The organism is Ensifer sp. VA4, assembly GCF_055710065.1.
Window position 1 is genome coordinate 157,945 of sequence record NZ_JBVQPO010000008.1, and the last position, 22,593, is coordinate 180,537.

Annotated in this window: 23 protein-coding genes and 1 other RNA gene; 13 read left to right on the forward strand and 11 right to left on the reverse strand. The window is 63.1% G+C overall.

The window, feature by feature from the left end:
- Window position 1: 1 nt before the first annotated feature.
- Together AC0C6X_RS15800 and AC0C6X_RS15805 are read right to left on the reverse strand one after the other, a co-directional pair.
- Window positions 2-826 carry a TIGR00282 family metallophosphoesterase gene (locus tag AC0C6X_RS15800; protein ID WP_472953948.1) on the reverse strand — a complete coding sequence of 275 codons (825 nt, stop codon included), beginning with the start codon at window positions 824-826 and terminating at the stop codon, window positions 2-4.
- 214 nt (window positions 827-1,040) lie between these two features.
- On the reverse strand, window positions 1,041-1,613 hold the full coding sequence (locus tag AC0C6X_RS15805) for a 5-formyltetrahydrofolate cyclo-ligase (protein WP_247959767.1): 573 nt from the start codon (window positions 1,611-1,613) through the stop codon (window positions 1,041-1,043).
- A 372-nt stretch (window positions 1,614-1,985) separates the two neighbouring features.
- Here AC0C6X_RS15805 and AC0C6X_RS15810 point away from each other — a divergent pair, with 372 nt between their 5' ends.
- Together AC0C6X_RS15810 and AC0C6X_RS15815 are read left to right on the forward strand one after the other, a co-directional pair.
- Window positions 1,986-2,183 carry a helix-turn-helix domain-containing protein gene (locus AC0C6X_RS15810; protein ID WP_247959768.1) on the forward strand — a complete coding sequence of 66 codons (198 nt, stop codon included), beginning with the start codon at window positions 1,986-1,988 and terminating at the stop codon, window positions 2,181-2,183.
- 360 nt (window positions 2,184-2,543) lie between these two features.
- Window positions 2,544-3,413, forward strand: a complete 870-nt coding sequence (locus AC0C6X_RS15815; RefSeq protein WP_472953951.1) for a LysR family transcriptional regulator — start codon at window positions 2,544-2,546, stop codon at window positions 3,411-3,413.
- A 22-nt stretch (window positions 3,414-3,435) separates the two neighbouring features.
- Here AC0C6X_RS15815 and ssrS read toward each other — a convergent pair.
- From ssrS to AC0C6X_RS15830, 3 genes are all read right to left on the reverse strand, one after another.
- Window positions 3,436-3,594, reverse strand: a non-coding RNA gene (gene ssrS / locus AC0C6X_RS15820) — 6S RNA.
- A 54-nt stretch (window positions 3,595-3,648) separates the two neighbouring features.
- A complete protein-coding gene (locus AC0C6X_RS15825) occupies window positions 3,649-4,026 on the reverse strand; it encodes a cell division protein ZapA (RefSeq protein ID WP_173520430.1) in 378 nt (125 codons plus the stop codon).
- Window positions 4,027-4,037: 11 nt separating this feature from the next.
- The gene (locus tag AC0C6X_RS15830) at window positions 4,038-4,307 is read right to left on the reverse strand and encodes a DUF4164 domain-containing protein (RefSeq protein WP_065375262.1); all 270 of its coding nucleotides are present in this window, start codon (window positions 4,305-4,307) and stop codon (window positions 4,038-4,040) included.
- Between the two features lie 339 nt (window positions 4,308-4,646).
- On the opposite strand from AC0C6X_RS15830, the gene tkt reads away from it, so the two are divergent.
- From tkt to AC0C6X_RS15855, 5 genes are all read left to right on the forward strand, one after another.
- The gene (gene tkt, locus AC0C6X_RS15835; RefSeq protein ID WP_173520429.1) at window positions 4,647-6,629 is read left to right on the forward strand and encodes a transketolase; all 1,983 of its coding nucleotides are present in this window, start codon (window positions 4,647-4,649) and stop codon (window positions 6,627-6,629) included.
- A gap of 73 nt (window positions 6,630-6,702) precedes the next feature.
- Window positions 6,703-7,713 (forward strand): type I glyceraldehyde-3-phosphate dehydrogenase, encoded by a 1,011-nt coding sequence (gene gap, locus AC0C6X_RS15840; protein WP_173520428.1) that lies wholly within the window; start codon window positions 6,703-6,705, stop codon window positions 7,711-7,713.
- Window positions 7,714-7,718: 5 nt separating this feature from the next.
- The gene (locus AC0C6X_RS15845; RefSeq protein ID WP_173520427.1) at window positions 7,719-8,309 is read left to right on the forward strand and encodes a putative glycolipid-binding domain-containing protein; all 591 of its coding nucleotides are present in this window, start codon (window positions 7,719-7,721) and stop codon (window positions 8,307-8,309) included.
- The gene (locus AC0C6X_RS15850) at window positions 8,309-9,505 is read left to right on the forward strand and encodes a phosphoglycerate kinase (protein ID WP_173520426.1); all 1,197 of its coding nucleotides are present in this window, start codon (window positions 8,309-8,311) and stop codon (window positions 9,503-9,505) included. Before AC0C6X_RS15845 ends, AC0C6X_RS15850 begins: the two co-directional genes overlap by 1 nt.
- A 242-nt stretch (window positions 9,506-9,747) precedes the next feature.
- Window positions 9,748-10,773: a class I fructose-bisphosphate aldolase gene (locus tag AC0C6X_RS15855; protein ID WP_173520425.1), complete on the forward strand. Its 1,026-nt coding sequence runs from the start codon at window positions 9,748-9,750 to the stop codon at window positions 10,771-10,773.
- Window positions 10,774-10,836: 63 nt separating this feature from the next.
- On the opposite strand, the gene AC0C6X_RS15860 is transcribed toward AC0C6X_RS15855, so the two are convergent.
- Window positions 10,837-11,193 (reverse strand): hypothetical protein, encoded by a 357-nt coding sequence (locus tag AC0C6X_RS15860; RefSeq protein WP_210266732.1) that lies wholly within the window; start codon window positions 11,191-11,193, stop codon window positions 10,837-10,839.
- A gap of 222 nt (window positions 11,194-11,415) precedes the next feature.
- Here AC0C6X_RS15860 and AC0C6X_RS15865 point away from each other — a divergent pair, with 222 nt between their 5' ends.
- Window positions 11,416-12,351: a PhzF family phenazine biosynthesis protein gene (locus AC0C6X_RS15865; protein WP_247959771.1), complete on the forward strand. Its 936-nt coding sequence runs from the start codon at window positions 11,416-11,418 to the stop codon at window positions 12,349-12,351.
- 19 nt (window positions 12,352-12,370) lie between these two features.
- Here the strand turns inward: AC0C6X_RS15865 and AC0C6X_RS15870 are convergent, their stop codons facing one another.
- On the reverse strand, window positions 12,371-12,925 hold the full coding sequence (locus tag AC0C6X_RS15870) for a TetR/AcrR family transcriptional regulator (protein ID WP_173520423.1): 555 nt from the start codon (window positions 12,923-12,925) through the stop codon (window positions 12,371-12,373).
- A gap of 104 nt (window positions 12,926-13,029) precedes the next feature.
- Between AC0C6X_RS15870 and AC0C6X_RS15875 the strand changes: the two genes are divergently transcribed.
- Window positions 13,030-14,544: an MFS transporter gene (locus tag AC0C6X_RS15875; protein WP_472953957.1), complete on the forward strand. Its 1,515-nt coding sequence runs from the start codon at window positions 13,030-13,032 to the stop codon at window positions 14,542-14,544.
- Window positions 14,545-14,575: 31 nt separating this feature from the next.
- Here AC0C6X_RS15875 and AC0C6X_RS15880 read toward each other — a convergent pair whose 3' ends face one another.
- Both AC0C6X_RS15880 and AC0C6X_RS15885 read right to left on the reverse strand, forming a co-directional pair.
- Window positions 14,576-16,513, reverse strand: a complete 1,938-nt coding sequence (locus tag AC0C6X_RS15880; RefSeq protein ID WP_173520421.1) for a tetratricopeptide repeat protein — start codon at window positions 16,511-16,513, stop codon at window positions 14,576-14,578.
- 112 nt (window positions 16,514-16,625) lie between these two features.
- Window positions 16,626-16,781: a hypothetical protein gene (locus AC0C6X_RS15885; RefSeq protein WP_173520420.1), complete on the reverse strand. Its 156-nt coding sequence runs from the start codon at window positions 16,779-16,781 to the stop codon at window positions 16,626-16,628.
- 285 nt (window positions 16,782-17,066) lie between these two features.
- Here AC0C6X_RS15885 and AC0C6X_RS15890 point away from each other — a divergent pair, with 285 nt between their 5' ends.
- The 3 genes from AC0C6X_RS15890 to rcdA all read left to right on the forward strand — a co-directional run bounded on the left by AC0C6X_RS15890 (window position 17,067) and on the right by rcdA (window position 19,417).
- Complete coding sequence (locus AC0C6X_RS15890) at window positions 17,067-18,368, forward strand: MFS transporter (protein ID WP_173520419.1); 1,302 nt, start codon at window positions 17,067-17,069, stop codon at window positions 18,366-18,368.
- Window positions 18,355-18,543, forward strand: coding sequence for a DUF1192 domain-containing protein (locus tag AC0C6X_RS15895; protein ID WP_173520418.1), 189 nt, complete (start codon window positions 18,355-18,357; stop codon window positions 18,541-18,543). Before AC0C6X_RS15890 ends, AC0C6X_RS15895 begins: the two co-directional genes overlap by 14 nt.
- A gap of 355 nt (window positions 18,544-18,898) precedes the next feature.
- A complete protein-coding gene (gene rcdA / locus AC0C6X_RS15900; RefSeq protein WP_173520417.1) occupies window positions 18,899-19,417 on the forward strand; it encodes a protease adaptor protein RcdA in 519 nt (172 codons plus the stop codon).
- Between the two features lie 67 nt (window positions 19,418-19,484).
- On the opposite strand, the gene AC0C6X_RS15905 is transcribed toward rcdA, so the two are convergent.
- Window positions 19,485-20,693: an MFS transporter gene (locus AC0C6X_RS15905; protein WP_247959774.1), complete on the reverse strand. Its 1,209-nt coding sequence runs from the start codon at window positions 20,691-20,693 to the stop codon at window positions 19,485-19,487.
- Between the two features lie 11 nt (window positions 20,694-20,704).
- On the reverse strand, window positions 20,705-20,959 hold the full coding sequence (locus AC0C6X_RS15910) for a DUF1127 domain-containing protein (protein ID WP_247959775.1): 255 nt from the start codon (window positions 20,957-20,959) through the stop codon (window positions 20,705-20,707).
- A 117-nt stretch (window positions 20,960-21,076) separates the two neighbouring features.
- On the opposite strand from AC0C6X_RS15910, the gene AC0C6X_RS15915 reads away from it, so the two are divergent.
- The gene (locus AC0C6X_RS15915) at window positions 21,077-22,576 is read left to right on the forward strand and encodes a winged helix-turn-helix domain-containing tetratricopeptide repeat protein (protein WP_472954111.1); all 1,500 of its coding nucleotides are present in this window, start codon (window positions 21,077-21,079) and stop codon (window positions 22,574-22,576) included.
- Window positions 22,577-22,593: the final 17 nt, after the last annotated feature.

Genomic DNA, 22,593 nt, shown 5'->3' on the forward strand with positions numbered 1-22,593 from the left:
CCTAGGACCAGAAATCCGGGATCGTCTCGGCCAGCCGCGCACCGAGGCGCAGCGGCGCGATCTTTTCGGCGAGCCCGGTGCGGTCGGAGATCTCGACGCCGAGGCCGCAGATGGTCGCGGGGCCGGAAGCGGCCTCAAAACGCCCCTTCGGCATTTTCGAGATGAAGCGGTTGAGCGGCTCTTCCTTGTCCATGCCGAGCGAGGAGTCGTAGTCGCCGCACATGCCGGCGTCGCTCATATAGGCCGTACCGCCATTCAGGATCTGGTGGTCCGCGGTCGGCACGTGCGTATGCGTGCCGACCACGAGGCTGGCGCGGCCATCGACGAAATGGCCGAAACATTGCTTCTCGCTGGTCGCCTCCGCATGGAAGTCGAAGACGATCGCATCCGCCTGCTCGCCGAGCGGGCAGGCATCGAGGATCGCCTCGGCCGACTTGAAGGGATCATCGAGCTCCGGATGCATGAAGACGCGGCCCATGATATTGGCCACCAGCACGCGAGCGCCGTTGCGGGCGAAGAACAGGTTGGAGCCACGCCCCGGCGTGCCGGCCGGATAGTTGGCCGGGCGCAGGAATTGGTCGTGCCGCTCGCAGAAGACGACCGCCTCCTTCTGGTCCCAGACGTGATTGCCCGTCGTCACCACATCGGCGCCGGCATTGATCGTCTCGAGAAAAATGTCTTCGGTGATGCCGAAACCGCCGGCAGCATTCTCGCCGTTGACGATGACGAAATCGAGCTTGAGGTCACCGATCAGTCCCGGAAGCCGTTCCCAGACCGCCGTACGGCCCGTCTTGCCCACCATATCTCCCAGAAACAGAACTCTCATGCTCGCTCAAATCCCACCAGGTCAAGCCCCGGGGCAAGCGCTTCAGCGATTGTGGCGTCCGGAACTGCGTAAAACAAAGAGATAGAGCGTCTACACGATCCCGACCGCGCAGGAAACGCCTTAGATGAATTGCGGGAAAACCGGGAAACGGCCTATTGCTCCCGCCTTTGCGATATCAACGCGTTAGGTCATCCCACGATCTCGGCGAATTAAGTCAGAAATGCCGAAATCCGCTCTCCGTGAGCACGGCGTCCAGTGCAACGTCGTGCGGTTCGGCCGGAATGGACGCCACTTCCTGGCAGTCGAAGGCGATGCCGATCAGCTTCGGCAGGTGCCCCTTGTTGCGCAACCGGTCGATGGCGCGGTCGTAATAGCCGGCACCATAGCCGATGCGATGACCGGTCGAATCGAACGCGGAAAGCGGTACGAGCATGATATCCGGATCGACTTCCGGTGCCTCCGGACCAGGCCCCGTGGTGCCGAAGCCCGTGGCGATGACATCGGCACCGTCGAGCAATTCGCGGAAAATGATCGTCTGCTTGTCCACGATCGCGGGCAGGCAGAGCCGGGCGCCGCGTTGCTTCAGCCGTGCCATCAGCGGCCGGATGTCGACCTCGGAGCGGATCGGCCAGAAGCCGGCGACAATGTGTCCGGGATCGATCGCGATGACGTCGCCGGCATGATCGGCCATGGTCAGGCTCGCTTCGATCCGCATCTCCGGCGACATTGCATCGCGCAATGCCAGCTTCTCCTTGCGCAGTGCTGCCTTCAAATCCCTCGGTGACATCAATTCCTCGCCTGCAAACCCACCGCCCGCCATCGTCGCCGGAGAAAATCACTTCCCGAAATGGCACAAGTCCATCATCTGTCGCCGATTCCCGGGCCGGCTACCAGCCTGTTTACGCGATCGCGCCTTTCGCTCACCCACCGGCATCGCCGCATTTGCAGCAGTTTGCGACAATCATGTCAGCCCCTTCCCGGTTCGGCACAGCATTAGCCTTCCATTCATCATGGGCAAGGGTTCCGCTTTCACGAAACATGGCGCACGTGCAAATAAGGTCACGATTTCAAATAATTAGCAGGAACTAATGCCCGTGTTCGATGTATGGACGCGCTCCTGCAGGCAGCAGTGGAAAAGCCGACGTCCATGAAGGACCAGATGAGTGAACTCGACCCGTTGGAACTGCGTTGCCTGACCCTCGCCGCACGCGGCCGCACGCGCCAGGACATGATGCGCGAGACCGACATTCCGCTCGATCGGATCGACCGGGCACTAACCGATGCCATGCGCAAGTTGCAGGCGAGCAATCTCGCCGAAGCGGTGTTTCGTGCCGCCAGGCTCGATCTCATCTCGTAATCCGGGAGCGGCGCGCAAAATCGCTCAGAGCAGCCAGTGCGACCGGTAGACGGCGTCTCTCGGCGGCGGTTGCATAGGCGCCATATCGCCTGCCTCCTGACAGATCCCCGCATCGCGCAGGAGCGCCGGCCTACCTGTCGGAACGGTCACAGACGCCGCGGGAAACAGGAGTTCGCAAGACCATTGCACCGCTCGGCGGCGGACTGCGATGGAGGTTTCGGAAAAGGCAAAGACGGCAAGCACGCTCATCGGGAATGCCCCTGCGCAAGGTGATCGGATCAGCGATCTTCGCCCTCGCATTGACATCTGACAAACGAATTGCAAGCATGGCTGCCATCAGAACTTCTGATGGATAGAGCCATGTCCCTTGCGCTCGACAGCGATTTGCTCAGGACCTTCCTTGCGGTCGTCGACGCCGGCAATGTCACACGCGCCGCCAATATCGTCGGGCGCACGCAGTCCGCCGTCAGCATGCAGATCAAGAAGCTCGAGGACATGCTCGGCGACGCGCTGTTCGAGCGCCACTCGCGTGGCGTCGTGCTGACGCCGCAGGGATTGCGATTGCTCGACAATGCCAGACGCATCGTCACGCTGCTCGACGACACCGCCGCCGCGATGCGCCAGCCCGCTCTCGACGGCACGGTCCGGATCGGTATCCCCGAGGAATACATCAACTCCACCCTGCCGAAAGCGCTTGGAACCTTCGCCGCCATCCATCCCGGCGTCGAGGTGACCGTTCAGCAGGGCGCTTCGATGACCAACATCGCAGCACTGGAAGCCGGCGAGCTCGATCTCGCTGTCGTCTTCGAGCCCGGCGGGCGCACGAAGAACGAAGTCCTGATTATGGACCCGACCGTCTGGGTAACCTCCGAGCAGCACCGCACCGACGAGCGGCGACCGCTGCCGATCGCCACCTATACCTATCTGGAAGGCGGCTGGTGCGACGACCTCGCCCAGCGCAATCTCAGGAAATGCCGCCTGGAAAGCCGCGTGGCCTATGTCAGCCGCACGAGCGGCGGCATGATGGCAGCGGTGGTGTCGGGGCTCGCCATTGCGCCGCTCGCCCGCAGCAGCATTCCGGCCGGGTGCCGCGAACTGACGGCCGACGACGGCTATGAGGTGATCGACCACTCGAACGTCGTATTGCGGATATCGAAAGCGGGGAACGGCAAGGACCGCATCGTCGAGGCCATGGCCGACGCCATTCGCCGGGCGTTCGCCGGAGATTGAAAGGTCGCCCGAAGGGGAGAAAGTGCGATCCACGACGACCGATGGAGAGTTTACGATCCCGGGTGCCTACTAAGTAGGTGGGCGCCGTGTGTCCGAACCCACAGGCTCGGCCAGGGACAGCTCCCTTGAGATCGTGTATGGCCCCGGGGATTGTGGTTCCTGTCGGGAAGCGCAGACCGCGGTCGATATATAAAGTGTCTCGCGGCTTCGCGCCAGAGGCTTGCCACCGAAACCTTTAGCTTGCCGCTGTCGTGGCGCGGCCGTTCAGCTTGGCGGCAATGCTGTGAATCTGCGCGGTGACTTCGCTGAGCGCAGAGGCCAGCGCCTCCTCGCTCTTCATCTGGTCGGAAAGCGCGGCATCGCGACCATGCGTCAGATTGCCGACCTCGGCCTCGAGACTCTTCAGCCGGCGATTGACCTCGCTGAGTTCGTCCATGACCATGATGCCCGCCATGACGGTGAGGCGCAGATCGCCGATCTCGCCGAACTGGCTCTTGAGGTGCCCGACATACTGATCGAAGTTGGTGGCAAGCTCGATCAGATGATCTTCCTGCCCTTCCTCGCAGGCCATCCGGTAGGCCTTGCCGTCGATCGATACTGTCACCTGCGCCATGTCGCTTATTCCTAGCGGTCGAGCACCGCCCGAATGGTTTCCATCGCCGTCACGAGGCGACGGGAAACCTCGCGGTTGACCTCCTCGAGTCGATTTGCCCGGAACTGCGACTGATCGAGCTCCTGTGCAAGCCGCGAGCGGTCGGTGTTGACGCGCCGCACCTCGCTCTCGAACTCGCCGAAATCCCGTTCCCTGTCAAACCGACCGTCGATCGCATTCTCCAGGGATTGCACTGCGTTCCGCAGTTCATCGATCGCCGCTTTGACAGTCTTTGCCGGCATGTGTTCCGAATACCTCGCCCGTGAGGCCGAATCGCCCGAATCCCGTCCGCCGCTTCGGCTCGATCTTTTTTAAACCTATTACGCAAGTCTCAACAATGCCAAGCTCCGCAAACAACTACGGAAGCTGTGGATGGATTACGTAGCCGGCTTTCTTCAACGGCAGTGCGAAAGCTCTGTTGCATTGCGAGACAAGGAGCGGGACGACCTGTCGTCAAATGGCCGCGGAAGGCCCGTATTTATTGACTCGCACGGCGCACCTGCTATGTGTCAGCCGCTTCTTGCGCGGTCTTTGGAGGATAGAGACCGTTCCCTGACCACCGAACGCAAAACGGAACAGTCATGATCTCTCGCGAAAAACACGACCGGATGGCAAATGCGATCCGTTTCCTTTCCATGGATGCCGTCGAGAAGGCAAATTCCGGCCACCCCGGCCTGCCCATGGGCGCAGCCGACATAGCGACAGTCCTCTTTACGCGCTATCTGAGCTTTGACCCCAAGAACCCCTCCTGGCCAAACCGCGACCGCTTCGTGCTGTCGGCCGGCCATGGCTCGATGCTGCTCTATTCGCTGCTCTATTTGACGGGCTACGAAGACGTCACCATCGACGAGATCAAGAATTTCCGCCAGCTCGGCGCCCGCACCGCCGGCCACCCGGAATACGGCCACGCCGCCGGCATCGAGACGACCACCGGTCCGCTCGGCCAGGGCATTGCCAATGCCGTCGGCATGGCGATCGCCGAGCGCAAGCTGCGCGACGAATTCGGCTCCGACCTGATGGAGCACTATACCTACGTGCTCGCCGGTGACGGCTGCCTCATGGAAGGCATCAGCCAGGAAGCGATTTCGCTCGCCGGCCACCTGAAGCTCAACAAGCTGATCGTCTTCTGGGACGACAACAACATCTCTATCGACGGTCCGATCTCGATCGCCGACTCGACCGATCAGCACGCCCGCTTCCGCGCCTGCAACTGGAACACCATCTCCGTCGATGGCCATGACCCGGATGCGATCGCCGCCGCGATCGAGCAGGCCCAGAAGTCCGACAAGCCGACGATGATCGCGGCCAAGACGACGATCGGCTTTGGCGCACCGAACAAGGCCGGCACCCACAAGGTCCACGGCTCGCCGCTCGGCGCCGAGGAAATCGCCGCAACCCGCGAAGCGCTCGGCTGGGAGTCCGAAGCCTTCGTCGTTCCCTCCGACGTGCTCGACGCCTGGCGTCTGGCCGGCCTGCGTTCGACCAAGGCGCGCAAGGAATGGGAAGAGCGCCTGGAAAAGAGCGAGGCCGAAAAGAAGGCCCAGTTCAACCGCCGCTTCTCCGGCGAACTCGAAGGCCGTCTTGCCTCGGCCATCGACGACTACAAGAAGAAGCTTGCTGAAACCAAGCCGTCGCCGGCAACCCGCAAGGCTTCCGAAGACGCGCTCGAAGTCATCAACGGCGTTCTCGCCGAAACCATCGGCGGCTCGGCCGACCTGACCGGTTCGAACAACACCAAGACGAGCCAGACCAAGTCGATCACGCCTGATGATTTCTCCGGCCGCTATATCCATTACGGCGTGCGCGAGCACGGCATGGCCGCTGCCATGAACGGCATGGCGCTGCACGGCGGCGTCATCCCCTATTCCGGCGGCTTCCTGATCTTCTCGGACTATTGCCGTCCGTCGATCCGCCTCGCCGCACTGATGGGCATCCGTGTCATCCACGTGCTGACGCATGACTCGATCGGCCTTGGCGAAGACGGTCCGACGCACCAGCCCGTCGAGCATATGGCCGCACTTCGCGCCATCCCGAACCTCCTGATGTTCCGCCCGGCCGACGCCACGGAAACGGCGGAATGCTGGCAGCTCGCGCTCGAAAGCCACAACCGCCCGTCCGGCATCGCGCTCACCCGCCAGAACCTGATGGCTGTGCGCACCGAGTATGAGGAAGAAAACCTCTGCGCCCGCGGCGCCTACGACTTGATCTCGGCCGCCGACGCCAAGGTCACGATCTTCGCCACCGGCTCGGAAGTCGAGATCGCCGTCAAGGCCTGCCAGGCATTGAGCGCCAAGGGCATTTCCACCCGCGTCGTCTCCGTTCCCTGCTTCGAGCTCTTCGCCGAGCAGAGCGAAGACTACCAGCAGGCGATCATCGGCAACTCGCCGGTCAAGATCGCCGTCGAGGCCGGCATCCGCCAGGGTTGGGATCACTTCATCGGCAGCGACGGCGCCTTCATCGGCATGTCGTCCTTCGGTGCCTCCGGTCCCTACAAGGACCTTTACAAGCACTTCGGCATCACGCCCGAGGCGGTGGTCGCCGCTGCGGAAGCGAAACTCGCCTGATCAAGTTGCGGGGCGCGCCGAAGGGCGCGCCCCGCTTTTTTCGTACCACGTCATACAGACAGGGAGAGACCCCATGACAGTAAAAGTCGCCATCAACGGTTTTGGCCGCATCGGTCGCAACGTGCTCCGCGCGATCGTCGAATCCGGCCGCACCGACATCGAAGTCGTTGCGATCAACGATCTCGGCCCCGTTGAAACCAACGCTCACCTGCTGCGCTATGACTCGATCCACGGCCGCTTCCCGGCCGAGGTCAAGGTCGAGGGCGACACGATCACCGTCGGCGGCGGCAAGCCGATCAAGGTCACGGCGATCAAGGATCCGGCAACGCTTCCGCACAAGGAACTCGGCGTCGACATCGCGATGGAATGCACCGGCATCTTCACCGCGCGCGACAAGGCTGCAGCACATCTCACCGCCGGCGCCAAGCGCGTCATCGTTTCGGCTCCGGCCGACGGCGCTGACCTGACGGTCGTCTACGGCGTCAACCACGACCAGCTGACCAAGGATCACCTGGTCATCTCCAACGCTTCGTGCACGACGAACTGCCTGGTTCCGGTCGTCAAGGTTCTGAACGACGCCGTCGGCATCGACCACGGCTTCATGACCACGATCCACTCCTACACCAACGACCAGCCGTCGCTCGACCAGATGCACAAGGATCTCTACCGCGCCCGTGCTGCGGCCCTATCGATGATCCCGACCTCGACCGGCGCCGCCAAGGCCGTCGGCCTGGTTCTGCCGGAACTCAAGGGCAAGCTCGACGGCACGTCGATCCGCGTCCCGACCCCGAACGTCTCGGTCGTCGACTTCAAGTTCGTCGCCAAGCGCAACACGTCGGTCGAGGAAATCACCAACGCCATCAAGGCTGCCGCCAACGGCGCGCTGAAGGGCGTCCTCGGCTACACGGAAGAGCCGCTCGTTTCGCGCGACTTCAACCATGACAGCCACTCCTCGATCTTCGCGATCGACCAGACCAAGGTGATCGAAGGCAACTTCGTGCGTATCCTCACCTGGTACGACAACGAGTGGGGCTTCTCGAACCGCATGGCCGACACCGCCGTCGCCTTCGCCAAGCTCATCTAACGCAGATGTTTCGCGCCCTTTCTTCAAAGACGGTCCGCTGGCGTCCGCTTGAAGGGGAAGGGCTCGAACACCTGACGCTGACATCAATCGATACTGCTGACGGCGCGGTCATCCGCGCCGTTGGCATTCTCATCGGCAACCGCGGCGGCACACCCTACGGCGTGCGCTACCGGATCGATTGCGACGAGACATGGCTGGTTCGGAAATTCATGGTCGACACGACCGATGGCCGGAGCCTGCATCTGCGCTCGGACGTTCCGGGCCAATGGATGACGGCGCGAGGCGCAGCCCTGCCCGAGTTCGACGGCTGCATCGATATCGACCTCGCCGGAACACCCTTCACCAACACGCTTCCGATCCGACGCCTCGGGCTCGACCGCCGGTCCGGCACCGCCAGGCTGAAGATGCTCTACGTGCCGTTCGACACGTTCGAGCCTGTCGTCGACGGCCAGCACTACACCTGCCTCGATGATTTCAGGCTCTACCGCTACGAGGCCGAGGACCGCAGCTTTGCCGCGGACTTGCCCGTGGACGAGGATGGCCTCGTCATCGACTATCCCACCCTTTTCCAGAGACTATCACCGGAGACTATCTGATGACTTTCAAGACCCTCGACGATCTGACCGACATCGCCGGCAAGCGCGTGCTGGTGCGCGTCGATCTCAACGTGCCGGTCAAGGACGGCGTGGTGACGGACGCGACCCGCATCGAACGCGTGGCGCCGACCATCCGCGAACTGTCCGAGAAGGGCGCCAAGGTCATCCTGCTCGCCCATTTCGGCCGCCCGAAGGGTGAACCGGTCGCCGACATGTCGCTGAAGACGATCGCACCGGCGGTCGAAGACGTGCTCGACCAGCGCGTTCACTTCGCGGCCGACTGCGTCGGCGACAAGGCGAACAACGCCATTGCCGAAATGAGCGACGGCGACGTACTACTGCTCGAAAACACCCGCTTCCACAAGGGCGAGGAAAAGAACGAGCCGGCCTTCGTCGAAGCACTTGCCGCCAACGGCGATATCTATGTCAACGACGCCTTCTCCGCCGCGCACCGCGCCCATGCCTCGACCGAAGGTCTCGCCCACCACCTGCCGGCCTATGCCGGCCGCACCATGCAGGCCGAACTAGAAGCGCTGGAAAAGGGCCTCGGCGAGCCGAAGCGGCCGGTCGTCGCGATCGTCGGCGGCGCCAAGGTCTCGACCAAGATCGACCTCCTGCAGAACCTCGTGACCAAGGTCGACGCGCTCGTGATCGGCGGCGGCATGGCCAACACCTTCGTTGCCGCCAAGGGCGTCAATGTCGGCAAGTCGCTCTGCGAGCATGACCTCGCCGACACCGCCAAGGCGATCATTGCCGCTGCCGACAAGGCCGGCTGCGCCATCGTCCTGCCGGAAGACGGCGTCGTCGCCCGCGAATTCAAGGCTGGCGCCGACAACGAGGTGGTCGACATCAACGCGATCCCCGCCGACGCCATGGTTCTCGACGTCGGTCCGAAATCGGTCGCTGCCGTCAACGACTGGATCTCCAAGGCCGAAACGCTCGTCTGGAACGGCCCGCTCGGCGCCTTCGAAATCGCTCCGTTCGACAAGGCGACGGTTGCGGTTGCCAAGCATGCGGCCGCCCGCACCCGCCAGGGATCGCTGGTCTCGGTTGCCGGCGGTGGCGACACGGTCGCTGCGCTGAACCATGCCGAAGTCGCCGACGATTTCACCTATGTCTCGACCGCCGGCGGCGCATTCCTGGAATGGATGGAAGGCAAGCCGCTCCCGGGCGTCGACATCCTCAAGCAGAAGTAAGCCGTGCAACCGGCGCGTGGGGCCATTCCCACGCGCCGGCAATCAAGAAAAAACCTTATTTATTCAATCGATTAAAAAAATTTAAATCGTTTTAGTCGATTTTCTTGCCATTTTCCTGGACAATTTGACCTGTTACTCGCGCCCTTGTTTGGAGCGTGGCGGTTGCCCCGTGCGCCGTCGGTCCGAAACTGTTTCAGTACTCGCCCCGATCCTGGTGATCGGCGCTGTCCAGGGAGAACAACATGAGCGAAAGACTGGAAGACATCGCTGCCGCCATGGTCGCCAACGGCCGCGGGCTGCTCGCCGCCGACGAATCCACGGCAACGATCAAGAAGCGCTTCGATACGATCGGTCTCGAATCCACCGAGACCTCCAGGCGGGACTATCGCGAGATGCTGCTGCGCGCCAGCGAGGCGATGCGCAAGTACATTTCCGGCGTCATCCTCTATGAGGAAACCCTGTTCCAGCATGCGGTCGACGGCACGCCGCTCGTCGACATCATCCGTGCCGCCGGCTCTATTCCCGGCATCAAGGTCGATGCCGGCGCCAAGCCGATGACCAACTTCCCGGCCGAGACGATCACCGAGGGTCTCGACGGCCTCGCCCAACGGCTGACGAGATATTACGAGGCGGGTGCGCGCTTCGCAAAGTGGCGCGGCGTGATCTCCATCTCCGATACGTTGCCGAGCGCAGGTGCCGTTCGCGCCAACGCCCATGCGCTCGCCCGCTATGCCGCCCTTTGCCAGGACGCCGGGATCGTGCCGATCGTCGAGCCCGAGGTGCTGATGGACGGTGCGCCGGGCGACCACTCGATCGATCGCGCGGAGCACGTGACGGAATGGACGCTGCGCACCACCTTCGAGGAACTGGCGGCGATGCGCGTCAAGCTCGAAGGCATGATCCTGAAGCCCAGCATGGTGATCGACGGCAAGAAGGCGCGCAAGGCTTCGGTCGCCGAAGTGGCCGAACGCACGATCAAGGTGCTGAAGCGCACCGTGCCTTCGGCCGTTCCTGGCATTGCCTTCCTCTCCGGCGGCCAATCGACGGAAGAGGCAACCGCCCATCTTTCGGCGATGAACGCCACCCGCGACCTGCCGTGGAAACTCACCTTCTCCTATGGCCGCGCGCTGCAGCAGGAGGCGCTCAACGCCTGGCACGGCAAGGCCGACAACATTGGTGCCGGCCAGCGCGCCTTCTCGCATCGCGCCGAGATGTGCAGCCTCGCAGCCAAGGGCGCGTGGAACAAGGGTCTCGAGAAGGCCGCATAAGGCTGAGGAACCGGGGGGCCGCGGGCCCGGCCCCCTCTTCGTCAAGTTCATCCGCGGCAAATTCTAGCCACGGATAACCCAAGCGCCCAGCACAAGCAGGAGAAGCGGCGGTCCCAGCAACATTCCGCCGAAGAGCAAAGCCGCTCTTTGCACCTCCCTGCCGGATCGAAGTCGCCGCTCAATCTCGTCGGGCACGACAACGCTCGGGGCCCCGGCTGCGGCCGCCCTTTCCCGCATGGCGGCTGCCTCTCGCTCGGCTTTCCAGCCGTCGGTGATCACGACCCAGCCTCTGATGAAGATGGAGCCACCATCTGCCACGTCTCTCCGCCGTCCTTCAAATTCCACATAGACGACCAGCGTCAGCACCCAAAGTGCAGACGCAATCAGCCACAATCGAAAGAGGCCGCGTCGGATATTCATCTGTGTAACCAGCCTATGCGCCAAGGATAACACAGCAATCGGCTGGTGCCGCTTGCGGCTTGGACGAAAATCGGCCGGTGCGCTTACCAGTTTGAATATAAACGGTTATTTCACTTTGTGAGCTCCGAAAATATTGTCACCGGAACAACTTGGCGCCTTTGACCGGCGCGAACGCTGGCTTAAGCCTTGGCTTCGCAGCCAACCCCAGAGAAAGCCGGTGCCATGACCTCCGCCGCTTCGCCGCAATCCATCGCTTACGTCACAGTCGACGTCTTTACCGCCGAGCGTTTCGCGGGCAACCAGCTCGCAGTCATCCCGGATGCCCGGGGGCTGAGCGACCGGCAAATGCAGGCGATCGCGACCGAGTTTGGCTATTCCGAAGTCACCTTCGTGTTGCCGCCGCGCAACCCTGCCAATACGGCCGAGGTCCGGATCTTCACGCCGACGGCGGAGATTCCCTTTGCCGGCCACCCGAATGTCGGCACCGCCTTCGTTCTCGGTCGACAGATGGAGATCTTCGGCCGTGCGCCCGGTGGCATGCTGCGCTTCGAGGAAAAGGCGGGGCTTGTCGAGGCAACGCTGTCGCGGGAGAAGGGTGAGGTCAACGGCGCCAGCATCGTCGTGCCGCGCAGCCTGACGGCCGGCCCGGAAATCGACGTCGGAACGATCGCTGCCTGCGCATCGCTCCCATCAGAAGCCATCGGCACTGGCACCCACACGCCGATCCGCCTTTCCGTCGGCCTCCCCTTCGCGGTCGCGGAAGTCACTGATACCGCAACACTTTCGACGGCGCGGCCGAACGTCACTGCGTTCCAGGCGGCCAATGCCCGCTACAAGCCGGAAGAAGACAGCTTCAGCCTGTTCCTTTACGTTCGCTCGGCAGAGGCGCCGTGGCAGATCCGGGCCCGCATGTTCGCACCACTCGACAACGTCAACGAAGATCCCGCAACCGGCAGCGCCTCCGCAGCGCTCTCTGCCCATCTTGTGTCACTGCTGCCGGATCAGGATATCGATGTCGAGATCACCATCGAGCAGGGCGTCGAGATGGGCCGGCGCAGCCTCATCGGCGCTTCGGTCCGTAAACAGGGCGGCGTCGTTCGTCAGGTCAGCCTTTCCGGCGCTTGCGTCAGCGCCATGCGCGGGCTGATCGACCTGTAACAGTTTTCCTGCCAGACCTTTAGGAGACGTCGCCGGGGTCGGGCAACAGCGTCAGGATATCGGCGAACATATCCCGCCACTCGGCGTCATCTATCTCGACGAAGCCGAAACCGCGCAGCAGGAAGACGCCTTCGGTGGCGAGGAAGACGAGCCGTGCCCGGCGCCCCTCCTCCGTCGTGAGGTCGATGCCATCGAGACGGGCGCGGTACCAGGCGCGGTTCTTTGCCATATGCTCTTCCCGCTGCAGCAGTGCCGCCATCATGCCCGACGTCCGGGCTCTGTCGGCCGTGTTCATCCGGGCAGTCACCAAGGCATGGGCGCGCATTGCCTTCACCGGGTCGGGGTCCTCGCCGCCCTCCGCCGCAACCGCGGTGTCGAACTCGTTGAACCAGCGCTCCATCATCGCGTCGATCAGACCGTCCTTGTTGCCGAAGCAATATTGCACGCCGCCCTTGGTGATACCGGCCGCCTTGGCGACCGCATCGATCGTCAGGCCGGCGGCGCCGACGGCGTTCACGATCGCCTCCGCTGCATCCAGAACCTTGTCACGATCGATTGTCCGACGTCGTCCCATCTTGACTTCCTATTTCAAATCCATACGTACGTATTTAAATAATGACCCTGACGTTAACAAGACTTGGCCCCCATTTCCCTGTGGGTGGCCACCCGAGGTGTACCATGCTTCCGCAAAATCGCTGGCTCGTTCTGGCCATCGTATCGAGCGCACTCCTTTTGATCGTCGTCGACATGACGGTGCTCTATACTGCCCTTCCCCGTCTGACCCATGACCTCGGCGCGAGCGCGTCCGAGAAACTCTGGATCGTCAACGCCTATGCCCTCGTCGTTGCCGGCCTCCTGCCCGGCCTCGGCACGCTCGGCGACCGGCTCGGCCACAAGAAGCCCTTCATCGTCGGCCTTGCCGTCTTCGGCGTCGCTTCGCTGGTCGCCGCCTATGCCCCCACCCCCGTGGTCCTGATCGGCGCCCGAGTTCTGCTTGCGGTCGGCGCCGCGCTGATGATGCCGGCAACACTTTCGATCATCCGCCTCACCTTCACCGATGAACGCGAACGGGCGCTGGCAATCGGCGTCTGGGCCGCGATCGCCTCCGGTGGCGCCGCGATCGGTCCGGTTCTCGGCGGTTTCCTGCTCGAGTATTTCTGGTGGGGCTCGGTCTTCCTGATCAACGTGCCGATCGTCGCAATTGCCCTCATGCTCGGCATCGTCGTGCTGCCGAACAGCCCCGGCAATCCCAGACATCCGTGGGATGCGCTCGGTTCGTTTCAGATCATGGTGGGGCTCGTTGGTCTTGCCTATGCCGTCAAGGAAACGAGCAAGCGCGAGCCGTCGCTGGAAGCCGGCTTCGCCGCGGCCGTGATCGGTGCGGTCGCACTCGTCGCCTTTGTCCGCCGCCAGCGCCGGAGCCCGCATCCGCTGATCGATTTCAGCCTCTTCCGCAACGAAGTGTTTTCTTCCGGCGTGGCGGCGGCACTGGTGGCGTCGGCGTCCATCGTTGGCATCGAACTCGTCCTGAGCCAGCAGTTGCAGCTCGTTGACGGCTTTTCGCCGCTCGAAGCCGGCTTCTTCATCCTGCCGATCCCGCTCGCCGCCTTCGTCGCCGGCCCCCTGACCGGCACGCTGCTTCCGCGTCTCGGAGCGGAAGTGGTGCTGCGCTCCGGCCTGCTCCTCGCGGCTGCCGGTCTCGCAGCTTACTTGCTGCTTCACGGCGTCGGCACGCCTGCCCAGATCGCCAGCCTCGTCGTTCTCGGCCTCGGGATCGGCGCCTCGATGACGGCCGCCTCCAGCGCCATCATGTTCAACGCCCCGCCGGAGCGGGCAGGCATGGCGGCATCGATCGAGGAGGTCTCGTTCGAACTCGGCGGCGCGATCGGCATTGCGGTGCTCGGCAGTGTGATGTCGATCGTCTACACGGCCTTTCTGGCCCTGCCGGAAGGTGCCGCAATCTCGCCGATGGCGCGCGACAGCCTCGACGAAGCCCTGATCCTCGCCGAAAAGCTGCCGCCGGAACTGGCGGGCGAACTGGTGATGCGCGCCCGACTCGCCTTCGAACAGGCCTTCACCGCGGTGGTGTTCGTTGCGACAGCCATGATGTTTGTCACCGGCTCGGCCATCTGGTGGCTGACGGGCGGCCGGAGCAGCACGCCGGCGGGATCCCGCCAGGCAAGCCATCATTGAACTGAAAGCGACCGCCGGCCTCCTTCGGCGGTCAGCGCAAGCCCGCCTCACATTTCGCGATCGCCGCGAGCATCGCCTGGAAGCGCACGTGGTGCCGCACCGCATCCAGATCGGAATCCTGCTTGAACCAAAGCAGCTGGTAGCACGAGCTTTGCGGCAGCAGGGTTTCGAGAAGATCGAGCGCCGCATCGATGTCGCCGAGAATGGAATAGACGCAGGCGGTATTGTACCGGGCGACCACGTCGTCGGGATCGATCGCCAGCGCGCGCGCCGCCCATTCCCGCGCCCGATCCGCCTCGCCCATATGGGCAAGTGCCAGTGCGCCGCGATGTGCGGGGCCGGAGTTTTCCGGGTTGAGTTCCAGCGCCCGCTCCGCGCGCGAAATGCCGATCTTCGCCCACTGCGTGCGTTCGGCCTCCCGGCCGAGCGAACGGTAGGCGCTCATCAGGTGGATCGGCGACAGATAGTCGTCAAGCCTGATGTCCGCTGCACGCTTGAAGAACTGGATCGCCGTTTCGAAGGCGCCCTGCATGAACAGGAAACGGGCATAGTGGAAGTTCGCCTCGTACAGGCTGGGGTCCAAGGTCAGCGCCCGCTCGAACTCGGCGACCGCCTCGTCGTCCTGGCCGTCCTGGTGGAGAACCAGACCGCGGGAGGCATGCGCCTCCGCCAGGTTCGGATCGAGCTCCAGGGCTCTCGCAGTGGTGGAAAGAATACCGTCCAGAGGGAACTCGTCCTCATGCCAGTCGCGCAGCGCCGACTCGCAATCGGCGATGCCGGCATAGGCGCGGGCAAAGTCGGGATCGAGTTCCACCGCCTTCAGGAACATGCGCCGAGCGAGCAGCAGATAGGACCGGGTCCAGGCATGCGAGAACTGCCGGCCGCGCAGATAGTAGGTATAGGCCTCCACGCTCGTGGTCGGGTCGCTTTCGATCGCACGCCGCTCCGCCGGCAGCAGCTTGATCCTGAGCTGATCGACGATGGAATGGGTGATCTCGTCCTGGATGGCGAAGATGTCGGTCAGGTCGCGGTCGTAGCGGTCGGCCCAGAGATGCGTGCCGGTCAAGGCGTCGATGAGCTGGCCGGTGATCCGGACCCGCGAGCCGGCCTTGCGCACGCTGCCTTCGAGGATGTAGCGGACGCCGAGCTCCTGAGCGACCTGCTTCACCTTCACCGACCGCCCCTTGTAGGTGAACACCGTGTTGCGGGCGACGACATGCAGCTTCGAAATCTTCGAGAGATCCGTGATGATGTCCTCGGTGATGCCGTCGGAGAAATATTCCTGCTCCGGGTCATGGCTCATGTTGGTGAAGGGAAGCACACCGACCGAGAGCCCGTAGCCGTCATCGAGCACGATGGGCCCGACCTCGCTTGGCGCCGCCGCAACCTTCGTCGGCGCACCGAGCGCCACCGAATAGACGTGAACGCCGGCGGCAATGTTCTTCAGCGCGTGTTCACCCTTGTCGATGAAGCCGACGTCCAGGCGTGCTCCGACATGGTCGCGCACGGATGCGGAGACAGCGATGCCGGATGGTTCCGCCAGGCCTTCGAGCCGGGCGGCGACATTGACGCCGTCGCCGAAAATATCGCCGTCCTCGACGATGATATCGCCGAGATGCACGCCGATACGCAGCTCGATGCGTTTCAGCGGCGGCACGCTTTCATTGCGGATGAGCATGCCGCGCTGAATGTCGACGGCACAGGCAACCGCATTCACGACGCTTGCGAACTCGACGAGAATGCCGTCGCCGGTCAATTTGACGATGCGGCCCTTGTGGCGGTTGATCTTGGGATCGACGAGCTCGTTCTTGTGCCGTTTCATCGCGGCCAGCGTGCCGGTCTCGTCAGCGCCGATCAGGCGGCTGTAGCCCACGACATCGGCAGCGAGAATGGCAGCGAGACGGCGTTCCAAGAAACCCTCGAATTCACTTCCCGAATGAAAGAGGTAATCTAGCGCGTTATTCCCCATCTGTCCTGCGCCCTTTTGTAGTTGTAACGAATATACGTACAACCCAATAGCATCGGACGATCGGCCCCGGAGTTTCCAAGGAAACGGGTTGGTCGCGAGCAGAGTGAGCCGGTTACGGCCGGATCAAGACTGTCACCATCATCATGACGATGGCGAAGACGGCGATCTTCCAGAAGTCGCGGCGGCGGCGCAGACCCGGGATGCCGAGCGGCCACAGAAGCTGGATGGCCATTGCCAGCAGCAGGATAAGGGCGAGCGCCTTCTGCATGTTGCCCTCGTGTTCCGGGAGGCCGCCTCAACCGGCGAAGCCATCGCAACGCCGGCACCATTCGTCGCACGGAGCAGCGCCTTCCCCCAGGACTAGCGATACGTCGTGCACGGCAAAAAGGGCTAGTGTTTCCGCGGATGATTTGCAATGACCGGTCTCCTTCAATCGTCACCGATTGATGGGAAAAAACCTGCGGCAACTCGAAGCGCTACAAAGAGAAACCGGCTGGCAATTCACCAGGCATCGCCCTAACTTGCCGACGGCAGAACGAATTTCGGATGGATGATGAGAAAGAACCTGCTCCCGGTCGCCGCCCTCCTGCTCGGTACGTTGTTTCTCTTTCTGGGCAATGGCCTCCAGGGCTTGCTTCTTCCCGTACGTGGTACCGCCGAAGGGTATCCAACCACCATCCTTGGCCTGATCGGCACGTCTTGGGCCGCCGGCTTCGTTCTCGGCTGCTTCTTCGCCCCGAATGTCGTCAAGCGCATTGGCCATGTGCGCGCCTTCAGCGTCTTTGCTTCGCTGATCGCCATCGTCGCGCTGCTGACGGGCATCATGATCGACCCGACTTGGTGGTTGGTCCTGCGCGCGCTTACCGGCTTCTCCACCGCCGGTACGTCGATGATCATCGAAAGCTGGCTGAACGAGCGCGCCACCAATGAGAGCCGCGGCGTGATCTTCTCGCTCTATATCGCCATCACACTCTTCGGCGTCGTCGGCGGCCAGATGATGATCCCCTTCGGCGACACCTTGACCAGCTTCTTCTTCATGATCTGCGGCATCCTCTATTGCCTCGCCATGCTGCCGACGCTTCTTTCCAAGGCCGCTTCGCCGCAACCGTTGAAGCAGGTTCGCCTCGACCTGCGCGCGCTTTATCGCAACTCGCCGGTGTCCTTCCTCGGCATCCTTCTCGTCGGCATCGCCAACGGTGCCTTCGGCACGCTCGGCGCCGTCTTCGGGCGACAGGCCGGCCTCTCCGACAGCACGGTTGCGGCCATGATGAGCGTGGCGATCTTCGCAGGCGCGGTGATGCAGCTCCCGGCCGGCCGCCTCTCGGACCGCATCGACCGCCGCTATGTTCTGGCAGCGCTTGCAGGCGTCGGCGCCTTCGCCGGACTGCTCATCTTCCTGATCGAGCCGAGCCAGGTCTGGATCGTGTTGACGCTGATCGCGATCTATGGTGCTGCCGCCAACGCGCTCTATCCGATCGCCGTGTCCCACGCCAACGACTTTGCGACCGCCGAAGACTTCGTGAAGGTCTCCGGTGGCCTGCTGCTGCTCTACGGCGTCGGCACCATCATCGGCCCGACGATCGGCGGTCCGGTCATGACGGCAGCCGGCCCCTACGGCCTGTTCATGATTACCGCCTGTGCCCACATTTTGATCACAGCCTATGCCATCATTCGCAGCCGGATGCGCGCGCCCGTGCCGGTTTCCGACCGCGATGCCTTCTCGCCGGTCAATGCCGGCGCGCCGACGACGCCGGAGAGCCTGCAGCTTTCACCGCGCGCTGCCCCGTTCGAGGAAGCGCGCAGCGAACCGGACAACAACCAGAGATGGGAGGATCAGACCGATGAGCCTGTTTGACGATGACCGACCACAGAAGAAGGTGGTGCACGAAATCGGCAGCGACCTTTCACTGCTTTCAGTCGATGAACTCACTCAGCGCATCACCCTGTTGACGGAGGAAATCGCCCGGCTCGAAGCCGAGCGGACGCGCAAATCCGCAAGCCGCTCCGCTGCCGAGAGCCTGTTCCGCTGAACCGTTACCGCAGCGGCCGCAGCGCAGCAAAACGAAGCGCCTTTAACGGCACATTAAGCATTATCTGCGATTGTCAGGGCATCCGGAGCTTTCCGGTTTCAGACAATTTCTCCGACTGGCGAATGGGTCTGATTTTTCTCCCTGTTTTACCTTGAGAGCCGCTTTCCGCGGCTCTTTTTTTATTTTGGCATAGCTTCCGCTAAAGAACTGTGGAGATTAACCCTTTCTTAAGAATACCCTTGCGCGAAATGCGCTATCGGATCATTCTTCGAGCATAGAGACGGGCAAGGATTTATTTCCTATAACCGTCCGCTACCTGACTGTCGTGATGCGTTTGAACCAGGGAAAACAGGTCATGTCCGAGAGAGGATTGAATACGGTCAGTTTCGCGGGACACGCGGCGTCCTCGGCACAATTCAAGACACTCTATTCGGAAGGCATGGGTCTGGTCGAGGAAACGGCCACCTATCTCGACGGCCCCGGCCGCGCCGCCTCGAAGGTTCTGCCACGCATGGCATCGGTTCTCTATGCGGCCGAGTCCATGCGGCTTACCACCCGCCTGATGCAGATGGCGTCGTGGCTGCTTTTGCAGCGCGCCGTCAACAACGGTGAGATGAGCCGCGACCAGGTGATGTCGGAAAAGAGCAAGGTGCGCCTCGACAGCTTCAACGTAGACCGCTCTGCTCCGGGCTGGGCCGAACTGCCGGAATCCTTCCGCGACCTGATCGAACGCTCGCTGCGCCTGCAAAACCGCGTCGCCCTGCTCGACCGCGAAATCTATCGCCCGCACGAAGCCGCCGCCATCGTTCCGGACAACCAGAACGGCGTCAAGGCGCAGATCAAGCTGCTGCAGACGGCCTTCGGCACCAACTGACAGCCCTTCTCCTCGGCATACAGAAGACGAACCCGGCCTGGCCGGGTTTTTGTTTGCGTCGCTGGCGTCACGATCGTGCGCGCCGTATCTTCGCCAGTATAAACATCACCAGCACGCAGCACAGGAAGCCAAGAGCCAACGGCAGTCCCCGATGCCCGAGCCACTGCATGGCCAGTCCCGTCGTAGGCGAACCCACGATGCCGCCGAAACCCCAAGCGACGGCGAAGGCCGCGTTGCCGGCGATCAGGGCCTGGCCGGTGAACCGCTCACCGAGCTCGATTAGCGACATCGTATAGATGCCGAATGAGACCCCGCCCCAGACGAAGACGAGCGGCCAGATGAGCCAGGAATTGAAAGCCCATGGCAGCAACAGGCATCCGGCCAGCGAGACCAGGACACAGAACAACACCGCCCACATCGAGCCGATCTGCTCGGCCATGCGCCCGAGAAGCACCTGCAGCAGCGCATTGCCGGCGATGAAACAGGTTATGAGGGAGGCGATCCGCTCCTCGGCGCTTCCGAACGCGGCACCATAGCTGGTGAACAGGGAAAGCAGGGTTTGCTCGAAAGCGGCAGCGGTGAAAACCGCAAACAGGAGGAGGGGCGCCAGCGCCACGAAGCCGCCGACGGAGGTTGCCTCGCCGTCATGGGGCATATCCGGCAGGCGCGGCACGACTGTCAGCAGGATCATGCCGCAGAGAAGGAAGGCCACGACGCCGATCAGGAACGGCGTCCAACCCTCCGTGCCGACGAGGCCGAGCGACAGCGGGCCGATGGCGAAACCACCGGAAACGACCGAAGAATAGAAGCCCATGATGCGGCCCCGGCGTGAGGGAGGCGTGATCGTGATCAGCCAGGTCTCGCTGATCACTGACAGCGGATTGGCAAAGAAGCCGAGCAGGAAGCGCAGGGGCATCCAGGCCCAGAGGTCCTGCGTCCAGGCGATTGCGATCAGGGTGAGCGCGGCGCACAGCGAGCATAGGATAGCAAGCCACGCCGCACCCAGGCGCCGAACCAGCGCCGGAATGAGGGGCGCGGAAACGATGAAACCCAGCGGCGTCATCGCCGCCGACAGGCCGATCAGCCCGGGCGTCGTTGCCTGCCGCTCCAGAATGAAGCTGAGCAAGGGATAGGTCAGCCCCTGGGCGACAGCGAACACCGTCACGGTCGCGATCGTGCCGGCTATCGCCGCCCAAGGGATTGATTGCTCTCGCGAAAACGCCGTGTCGCGCCGGCGCTCCACTGCGACACACGGAGGCTGCTGGTCCGATATCATTCCGGCACGCCTCAGGCTTGCCAGAAATGTTTGGCGATTTCGATCTCGACCTGCCGTCTTGTCAGGCCGATATCGTCGATCAGATGCGGGTCGTGCCTCGAAACCTGTTCGACGTCGCGGCGGAAGCGAGCCCGCTTCTCCCAGGTCGCGACAATGCGTCTGAGCGCTGCGAAGCTGGTATGCCAGCGCAACCGGTTTTCCTCCCGCGCGGGTACGGCCGGTCGCACCACCCGCTGCCGGGATACGGGAATGGGAACATGGTTCATGGCAGCCTCCATCGTCAGCCCGAAAGACGGAGGAATTCTGCAGGAGCCGAACCGGGGCGTAATTAAGCGCGTCCAAAAAGTTCTCAAAAACTTCCAAACGAATTATAGATGCGCTCCATGCAGGAAACGCGCTTTGCCTTTGGCCCCTTCGTGCTTGATCCGGGTGCGGGAACGCTCCTCCGGGACGATGATCCTGTTGCCATCGGCTATCGCGGACTAAAATTGCTTGCGGCGCTCGTCGGGCGCGCCGGCGAAGTCCTGGGGAAGGCCGAACTGATGGACGCGGCGTGGCCGGGAACGGCCGTCGAGGAAGGCAATCTCACCGTCCAGATCGCGCAGCTCAGGAAGTTGCTTGGCCCTGCCGCCGACGGCGGCGAATGGATCTCGACGGTCCCGCGCGTCGGCTATCGCTTCAGCGGGAGCGCGAGGAAACTCGGTGCGGCAAAGCGGCGCCCGCTGCCCCTGCCGGACAAACCATCGATCGCCGTTCTACCCTTCGTCAACGTCAGCAACGATCCGGAGCAGGAGCCCTTCACGGATGGGTTGACCGAGGACCTGATCACCGACCTGTCCAGAATTCCCGGCCTGTTCGTCATCGCCCGCAACTCGTCCTTTGTCTACAAGGGCAAGGCCGTGGACGTGCGCGCGATCGCGGATGACCTTGGCGTGCGTTACCTGCTGGAAGGCAGCGCCAGGCGCACGGCGGGACGCGTGCGCATCAATGCCCAACTGGTCGACACACTGAGCGGCGACCATCTCTGGGCGGAACGCTTCGATCGCGAACTGGAAGACATCTTCGCCGTTCAGGATGAGGTCACCGGCAAGATCGTGGAAGCCCTGCTCGGGCAATTGTGGCCACCGCCGCGGCCACGCAACATCGATGCCTACGATCTCTGTGTGCGAGCCCGCAGGCTGATGGATGATACGCCACAGGCGGCGCAGGAAGCGCACCTGATGCTGACGCGCGCGGTTTCGCTCGACCCCGATTACGCAGAGGCCTATCGCTGGCTGGCCATGAACCACTGGATGGGATGGGTGCACTCCGGCGGACCGACGGAGGCCGCCCGCGGCCTTGCCCTGGAGCTGGCGCGCAAAGCCGTTACGATCGATCCAGCCGATGCCGGCAGCCGCTGGATCCTGGCCTATCTGCTCGCCTATGAGCACAGCTTCACCGAGGCGGATGCGGAATTCGCCAAGGCGATCGAACTCGATCCGAACGAGGCGGACACCTGGGCGGCGTTGTCCGACATCGAGGTTCTCGCCGGGCGGGTCGAGGAAGGCCTCGAGCATATCCGCAAGGCGTTCCGACTGAACCCGTTTCCCGCAAGCTGGTACTATCTGGCGCTCGGCCAGGCGCAATATGCGGCCGGCGACTATGCAGCCGCCATCGATACGCTGCGGAGCGACGAGACCTATCGCACGAGTTCACGCCGGTTCCTGGCGGCAAGCCTCGCCCAGCTCGGCCGCCTCGAGGAGGCGCGCACGGAAGTGGAGCTGTTTCTCGTGGCCAACCCGGGTTTTACGATCCGCCACTGGGCCGCGACCGAGCCGTTCCGTGACGACGCGATGCTCGCGCATTTCGTCGATGGCTTTCGCAAGGCCGGGCTTCCCGAATGACACACAAGCCCGGCCGC

Excerpts from the sequence above, each read along its gene's own strand:
- AC0C6X_RS15855 (WP_173520425.1), top strand. The coding sequence starts at position 9,748 with ATGAGCGAAAGACTGGAAGACATCGCTGCCGCCATGGTCGCCAACGGC.
- AC0C6X_RS15890 (WP_173520419.1), top strand. The coding sequence starts at position 17,067 with ATGAGAAAGAACCTGCTCCCGGTCGCCGCCCTCCTGCTCGGTACGTTG.
- AC0C6X_RS15895 (WP_173520418.1), top strand. The coding sequence starts at position 18,355 with ATGAGCCTGTTTGACGATGACCGACCACAGAAGAAGGTGGTGCACGAA.
- gap (WP_173520428.1), top strand. The coding sequence starts at position 6,703 with ATGACAGTAAAAGTCGCCATCAACGGTTTTGGCCGCATCGGTCGCAAC.
- AC0C6X_RS15825 (WP_173520430.1), bottom strand. The coding sequence starts at position 4,026 with ATGGCGCAGGTGACAGTATCGATCGACGGCAAGGCCTACCGGATGGCC.
- AC0C6X_RS15905 (WP_247959774.1), bottom strand. The coding sequence starts at position 20,693 with ATGATATCGGACCAGCAGCCTCCGTGTGTCGCAGTGGAGCGCCGGCGC.
- AC0C6X_RS15850 (WP_173520426.1), top strand. The coding sequence starts at position 8,309 with ATGACTTTCAAGACCCTCGACGATCTGACCGACATCGCCGGCAAGCGC.
- AC0C6X_RS15830 (WP_065375262.1), bottom strand. The coding sequence starts at position 4,307 with ATGCCGGCAAAGACTGTCAAAGCGGCGATCGATGAACTGCGGAACGCA.
- AC0C6X_RS15845 (WP_173520427.1), top strand. The coding sequence starts at position 7,719 with ATGTTTCGCGCCCTTTCTTCAAAGACGGTCCGCTGGCGTCCGCTTGAA.
- AC0C6X_RS15865 (WP_247959771.1), top strand. The coding sequence starts at position 11,416 with ATGACCTCCGCCGCTTCGCCGCAATCCATCGCTTACGTCACAGTCGAC.
- AC0C6X_RS15815 (WP_472953951.1), top strand. The coding sequence starts at position 2,544 with ATGTCCCTTGCGCTCGACAGCGATTTGCTCAGGACCTTCCTTGCGGTC.
- tkt (WP_173520429.1), top strand. The coding sequence starts at position 4,647 with ATGATCTCTCGCGAAAAACACGACCGGATGGCAAATGCGATCCGTTTC.
- AC0C6X_RS15860 (WP_210266732.1), bottom strand. The coding sequence starts at position 11,193 with ATGAATATCCGACGCGGCCTCTTTCGATTGTGGCTGATTGCGTCTGCA.
- AC0C6X_RS15885 (WP_173520420.1), bottom strand. The coding sequence starts at position 16,781 with ATGCAGAAGGCGCTCGCCCTTATCCTGCTGCTGGCAATGGCCATCCAG.
- AC0C6X_RS15910 (WP_247959775.1), bottom strand. The coding sequence starts at position 20,959 with ATGAACCATGTTCCCATTCCCGTATCCCGGCAGCGGGTGGTGCGACCG.
- rcdA (WP_173520417.1), top strand. The coding sequence starts at position 18,899 with ATGTCCGAGAGAGGATTGAATACGGTCAGTTTCGCGGGACACGCGGCG.
- AC0C6X_RS15875 (WP_472953957.1), top strand. The coding sequence starts at position 13,030 with ATGCTTCCGCAAAATCGCTGGCTCGTTCTGGCCATCGTATCGAGCGCA.
- AC0C6X_RS15870 (WP_173520423.1), bottom strand. The coding sequence starts at position 12,925 with ATGGGACGACGTCGGACAATCGATCGTGACAAGGTTCTGGATGCAGCG.
- AC0C6X_RS15800 (WP_472953948.1), bottom strand. The coding sequence starts at position 826 with ATGAGAGTTCTGTTTCTGGGAGATATGGTGGGCAAGACGGGCCGTACG.
- AC0C6X_RS15915 (WP_472954111.1), top strand. The coding sequence starts at position 21,077 with ATGCAGGAAACGCGCTTTGCCTTTGGCCCCTTCGTGCTTGATCCGGGT.
- AC0C6X_RS15880 (WP_173520421.1), bottom strand. The coding sequence starts at position 16,513 with ATGGGGAATAACGCGCTAGATTACCTCTTTCATTCGGGAAGTGAATTC.
- AC0C6X_RS15810 (WP_247959768.1), top strand. The coding sequence starts at position 1,986 with ATGAGTGAACTCGACCCGTTGGAACTGCGTTGCCTGACCCTCGCCGCA.
- AC0C6X_RS15805 (WP_247959767.1), bottom strand. The coding sequence starts at position 1,613 with ATGTCACCGAGGGATTTGAAGGCAGCACTGCGCAAGGAGAAGCTGGCA.